This is a genomic window from Mesorhizobium sp. M1307 (assembly GCF_040318155.1).
Taxonomy (GTDB): Bacteria; Pseudomonadota; Alphaproteobacteria; order Rhizobiales; family Rhizobiaceae; genus Mesorhizobium.
This window is the reverse complement of sequence record NZ_JAMYLR010000090.1, coordinates 1-5,463: the sequence shown is the minus strand read 5'-3', so window position 1 is coordinate 5,463 and position 5,463 is coordinate 1. Positions and strand designations below refer to the sequence as shown.

Here is a 5,463-nt window from a genome sequence, read left to right as displayed (position 1 = left end):
GACGGCTCCCTTGTTTGAGATCTCAACGAACTCATTCTGGCACATCCGATGCCGTCGGGCGCCGTCCACCCCATCATGCCGTGACCTTGGCCGAGGAGCCAGCGGAGCAGAATTCTGCGCCGCAGCGGCGCTCCGAAGTCAGGGCATGGATCCTGGGGTCTGCGCCGCGTCGCTTCGCTCCTTGCTCCGCCCCAGGATGACGAAGCCATGGACGTTTCCGCTAATCGCCAAGGCATGTGATCCGTCGAAGCCAACGACCCGTGCAAAACTTCCGCGCTAAGTATCTAACGCGCCAGCCCAAAAATCGTGTCGCAGTCGAGGTGGGTTTCCAGTTCGGCTGCGATCTCGTCCAGTGCCCCTTCGACCTCGGCGCGGTAGTCGATGCCGCCGCCCTTGACGCCGAGGCTTTCGAGGAATTTCGCCCGGAAGGCGTCGGCGGAAAACAGCCCGTGCATATAGGTGCCCAGCACCTTGCCGTCGGCCGAGATAGCGCCGTCATCGATGCCGTTGATAACGGCGGACGGCCGCAGCGTGTCCGGACCGGTGGTGCGGCCGAGATGGATCTCGTAGCCCTCGAGCGGCAGATCGAATTGCACCGAGCGCGCGCTGACATTGCGCACCGTCTTTTCCGGCTCCATCACCGTTTCGAGGTCGAGCAGCCCGAGGCCTTGCGTTTCTGTAACGCTGCCCTCGATGCCGTCGGGATCGCGCACGATTAGACCAAGCATCTGGAAGCCGCCGCAAATGCCGACGATATGACCACCGCGTTTCCTATGCGCGGCAAGGTCGCGGTCCCAGCCGTTCTCGCGAAATTTCAGGAGATCGCCGATCGTCGACTTCGAGCCGGGAATGACCACCAGACCCGCATCTTCGGGCAAGCGCTCACCAGGCGGCACGAACACCACCTCAACTTGCGGTTCGGCCTTGAGCGGGTCGAGATCGTCGAAATTGGCGATGCGCGAGAGCACCGGCACGGCGATCTTCAGCGCGCGCTTCTCGCCGGACGCCAGTCGCTCGAGCACGACGGAATCTTCCGATGGCAGCCGCGCCGCCGCCTTCAGCCACGGCACGACGCCAAAACAGCGCCAGCCGGTGAATTTTTCGATCGCCTCGATGCCATCGTCGAACAGCGAGACATCGCCGCGGAACTTGTTGATGAGGTAACCGACGATCATGCGCCGGTCCTCCTCCGGCAGGATCAGATGGGTGCCGGCGACCGAGGCGATGACGCCGCCGCGATCGATATCGCCGACCAGGATCACCGGCACGCCGGCGCGCGTCGCAAAGCCCATATTGGCAATGTCGCGGCTCCTGAGATTGATCTCGGCCGGCGAGCCGGCGCCCTCGACAATGACCAGATCGGCGCCCTCGCCGACCTTTGCCCAGGAGTCCAGTACCGCATCCATCAGCCGGCCCTTCAGCGCCTGGTAGTCGCGCGCCCGCGCCTCGCCGAACACCTTGCCCTGCACGACGACTTGAGCGCCGACGTCGGTCTGCGGCTTGAGCAGCACCGGGTTCATGTGGATGGTCGGCGCCACGCCACAGGCGATCGCCTGCAGCCATTGGGCGCGGCCGATCTCGCCGCCGCCTGAATCGCCCGGAATATCGGCGACGGCCGCGTTGTTCGACATGTTCTGCGGCTTGAACGGCCGCACCTTCAGGCCGCGCTTCTTCGCCGCGCGGCAGAGGCCGGCAACCAGCACCGTCTTGCCGACATCCGAACCCGTGCCCTGCAGCATGATCGCCTTGGCCATATCAGCCCCTGCCCTGCGCAACAGTTCCGGTGATCGTCGACTTGGCTGCCAGCGGCCCGCCGCGCCAGATGTAGAGCGCCAGCAGCGGCTCCTTGCCGGTGCGCATGGCGTGGCTGATATCAGGGGCATGGTGGATCACCTCGCCCGCCGCTCGAAGGCGAAAACCGCCATCGCCCATGCGCCATTCGGTGCCGCCGGTCAGCGGGATGTAGATCTCCTCCGCGACATGGTGGTGATCGGGGTAGACGGTGTCGGGTCCAAGGATCAGCAGGCCGCCCGCGACCTCGTCATTGACGAAATGCCCGCGTGTACCGAACACCTCCAGCCAGCCGTAATTGTCGATGAAAACCTTGCCGAAATCCGCCTCGCCATAGGTCTGGCCCCAGTGCAGATAGCCGCGACGCTCCGCAACCAGCCGCGCCAGCGACTTGGCCGCAGCGGGAGCGAGCTCGACGATCCGGTCGAGCTGGACGAGACAAGGCAGTGCATGCGGTTCGAGCGGACGGGACGGCATGTCCCAGCCGATCCGGGCCACGGCGTCGCGCACCAGCGCATCATCGAACGTCTGGAGATAGGCATGGAAGCATCCAAGCAGTTCGTCGAAAGTTGTCGTCACACTTTGCTCCAAAGCGCATTCGCCCACAGCCGCTGCCCAGATGGTTGGATGGAGACGATCGGGTTGCGCGGCGGCATCATTGGTCTAGATTGGACTGCGCGCAAAGCCAAAAACGACAGGCCAGCAGGCCGGAAACATCAGGGAGCACGCCATGGACGCCGCTGTCGATGCGGGCACCAGCCAGTTCGAACTCAACGAGGACCAGCGCGCCATCCAGGAGATGGCGCAAGCCTTCGCCGCCGACCGCGTGGCGCCGAACGCACTCGACTGGGATCGCAACAAGCATTTCCCGGCCGATGTGATCCGCGAGACAGGTCCGCTCGGCCTTGGCGGCATCTATGTCCGCGACGACGTCGGCGGCTCGGGGCTCGGCCGGCTCGACGCCGTGCTGATCTTCGAGGCGCTTTCGCGGGCCGATCCGGCGTTTTCCGCCTTCATCTCGATCCACAACATGGCGGCATCGATGATCGACCGCTTCGGCAGCGACGAGCAGCGCCGGCGTTTCCTGCCGAAGCTGACCTCGATGGAATGGCTGGCAAGCTACTGCCTGACCGAGCCGGGTTCGGGATCCGATGCCGCGGCGCTGAAGACGCGTGCGGTCAAAAGCGGCGGCGACTATGTGCTGAACGGCGCCAAGCAGTTTATCTCCGGTGCCGGCGACAGCGACCTCTATGTCGTCATGGCGCGCACCGGCGCCGACGGGCCGAAAGGCATTTCCACCTTCGTCGTGCCGAACGATGCGCCCGGCCTTTCCTTCGGCGCCAACGAGCGCAAGATGGGCTGGCACATGCAGTCGACCCGCCAGGTCGTCTTCGAGGACTGCAAGGTGCCGGCGGAAAACCTTCTGTCGGCAGAAGGCGCCGGCTTCGGCATCGCCATGGCCGGGCTCGACGGCGGCCGGTTGAACATCGCCGCCTGTTCGCTCGGCGGCGCGCAATCGGCGCTCGACAAGGCGCTCGCCTACACCGCCGAGCGCAAGGCTTTCGGCTCGAAGATCAACCAGTTCCAGGCGCTGCAGTTCAAGCTTGCTGACATGGAGACCGAATTGCAGGCAGCACGCATCTTCCTCTACACCGCCGCCTCGAAGCTCGACCGCAACGCGCCGGATGCCTCGAAATGGTCGGCGATGGCGAAGCGCTTCGTCACCGACACCGGCTTCAATGTCGCCAACGACGCCCTGCAGCTGCACGGCGGCTATGGTTATCTGCATGATTACGGCATCGAGAAGGTGGTGCGCGACCTGCGTGTCCACCAGATCCTCGAAGGCACCAACGAGATCATGCGCGTCATCATCGCTCGCGCGCTGATCGGACGGTAAGGCAGTAGGCAGTAGGCAGTAGGCAGTAGGCAGAAAGATGACCGGCAAGATCAATTCGCACAAGGATCTTATCGTATGGCAGCAGGCGATGGATCTAGCCGTCACCGCCTACTCCCTGACCAAGGCATGGCCAAAAGAGGAATTGTATGGGTTGACCAGCCAAATCCGCCGCTCAGCAACCTCTATTCCTGCAAACATCGCGGAAGGTTACGGCCGAGACAACAGAGGCTCCTATCAGCAATTTCTCAGGATTGCCCAGGGATCGCTGAAGGAGTTCGAGACACACCTCCAGATCGCTGAACGCATTGGCCTTGCTACCCATGATCAAGCTTATCACGTGCTTTTAGCGACCGAGGGCATCGGGAAAATGCTTCGCCAACTTATTAGCAAACTTGCGCCCGAATAGGTCGCCTACTGCCTACTGCCTACTGCCTACTGCCTACTGCCTACTGCCTACCCAAACCACGGAGCGCCATTATGACCACCATCGCCTTCATCGGCCTCGGCAATATGGGCAATCCGATGGCCGCCAACCTGGTCAAGGCCGGGTATGCCGTGCACGGCTTCGACCTGGTGCCGGAGAACCTCGTCATTGCCAGGGAGCACGGCGTCATCGTCATGGCCAATGCCGTTGCGGCGGTGAAGGATGCCGATGCGGTCATCACCATGTTGCCGGCCGGCAAGCATGTTCTGTCGGTTTACGCAGACATCGTGTCCAAGGCAAAAAAAGGCGCGCTGTTCATCGATTCCTCGACCATCGATGTCGAGTCGGCTCGAAAGGCCCATGCCATCGCCGCCAAGCATGGGTTGCTGTCGATCGACGCGCCGGTCTCCGGCGGCACGGGCGGTGCGGCGGCCGGCACGCTGACCTTCATGGCCGGCGGTTCGAAGGACGCCTTCGCCAAGGCCGAACCAATCCTCAAGCCGATGGCCGGCCGCATCGTTCATTGCGGCGACGACGGCGCCGGACAGGCGGCGAAGATCTGCAACAATATGATTTTGGGCATTTCGATGATCGGCGTTGCCGAGGCCTTCGTGCTGGCGGAAAAGCTCGGCCTGTCGCACCAGGCGCTGTTCGACGTCGCCTCGACCTCGTCCGGCCAGTGCTGGTCGCTGACCACCTATTGCCCGGTGCCCGGCCCGGTTCCGACATCGCCCGCCAACAATGGCTATAAGCCTGGCTTCGCGGCGGCACTGATGCTGAAGGACCTGAAACTGTCGCAGGAGGCCGCACAGAGCGTCGGTGCAGCAACACCGCTCGGCGCGGAGGCAGCCCAGCTCTATGCGATGTTCAACGCACAAGGGAATGCCGGCGCGGATTTTTCCGGCATCATTAATTTCCTCCGTGGTAACCCGGCGTAAGCTCCAAGTTCACAGGTTTCGATCTGCCCAAAGCGGAAAGTCGGCAAATTTAGGTTTGCTTAAGCTCTTGCTAACCCTGCAGTAACGATATGCGTTTAAAACGGATTGCGAGGCGGACATCCGCCCGGCGCTCCGGATCAGGTCTCGCGTACCGGAGCCCGTAAGTTTCGCCGTTAGTTTCGCAAGTGTATTGTTGGCGAAGCGCCATGCGTATCTGGCAAAGCCGCGTTCCGATGGAGCGCGGTTTTTGCGTTTCGCATCGTCGCCTGGCAACCGCTCGTTCAAACGCCGGGGGCCCGCATAACCGGCCCCCCGCGAACCAGGGAAAGGACCCCCGGGGCAAAAAAGAATAGGGCAAGACAGGTGCGTATACACAAAAAACGAACACCCCACAATAGAACCGGGTGTTAAAG

General features: G+C 62.8%; 5 protein-coding genes. 3 read left to right on the top strand and 2 right to left on the bottom strand.

The features are described from left to right. Positions 1 to 284 precede the first annotated feature (284 nt). Together NKH16_RS34580 and NKH16_RS34575 are read right to left on the bottom strand one after the other, a co-directional pair. Complete coding sequence (locus tag NKH16_RS34580) at positions 285 to 1,754, bottom strand: cobyric acid synthase (protein ID WP_352742250.1); 1,470 nt, start codon at positions 1,752 to 1,754, stop codon at positions 285 to 287. A 1-nt stretch (position 1,755) separates the two neighbouring features. Beyond that, on the bottom strand, positions 1,756 to 2,370 hold the full coding sequence (locus tag NKH16_RS34575) for a dimethylsulfonioproprionate lyase family protein (RefSeq protein WP_352742252.1): 615 nt from the start codon (positions 2,368 to 2,370) through the stop codon (positions 1,756 to 1,758). A gap of 151 nt (positions 2,371 to 2,521) precedes the next feature. On the opposite strand from NKH16_RS34575, the gene NKH16_RS34570 reads away from it, so the two are divergent. The 3 genes from NKH16_RS34570 (at position 2,522) to mmsB (ending at position 5,050) form a co-directional block, all read left to right on the top strand. Then, entirely contained in the window at positions 2,522 to 3,688 is a 1,167-nt protein-coding gene (locus NKH16_RS34570) for an isobutyryl-CoA dehydrogenase (protein ID WP_352903905.1), read from the top strand. 37 nt (positions 3,689 to 3,725) lie between these two features. After that, positions 3,726 to 4,094: a four helix bundle protein gene (locus NKH16_RS34565; RefSeq protein WP_352742255.1), complete on the top strand. Its 369-nt coding sequence runs from the start codon at positions 3,726 to 3,728 to the stop codon at positions 4,092 to 4,094. 71 nt (positions 4,095 to 4,165) lie between these two features. Next, positions 4,166 to 5,050 carry a 3-hydroxyisobutyrate dehydrogenase gene (gene mmsB, locus NKH16_RS34560; protein WP_352742256.1) on the top strand — a complete coding sequence of 295 codons (885 nt, stop codon included), beginning with the start codon at positions 4,166 to 4,168 and terminating at the stop codon, positions 5,048 to 5,050. The last annotated feature ends 413 nt before the right edge of the window (positions 5,051 to 5,463 follow it).

Bases quoted from the DNA above. Each gene is read 5' to 3' on its own strand.
- NKH16_RS34580 (WP_352742250.1), bottom strand. From the start codon at position 1,754: ATGGCCAAGGCGATCATGCTGCAGGGCACGGGTTCGGATGTCGGCAAG.
- NKH16_RS34570 (WP_352903905.1), top strand. From the start codon at position 2,522: ATGGACGCCGCTGTCGATGCGGGCACCAGCCAGTTCGAACTCAACGAG.
- NKH16_RS34565 (WP_352742255.1), top strand. From the start codon at position 3,726: ATGACCGGCAAGATCAATTCGCACAAGGATCTTATCGTATGGCAGCAG.
- mmsB (WP_352742256.1), top strand. From the start codon at position 4,166: ATGACCACCATCGCCTTCATCGGCCTCGGCAATATGGGCAATCCGATG.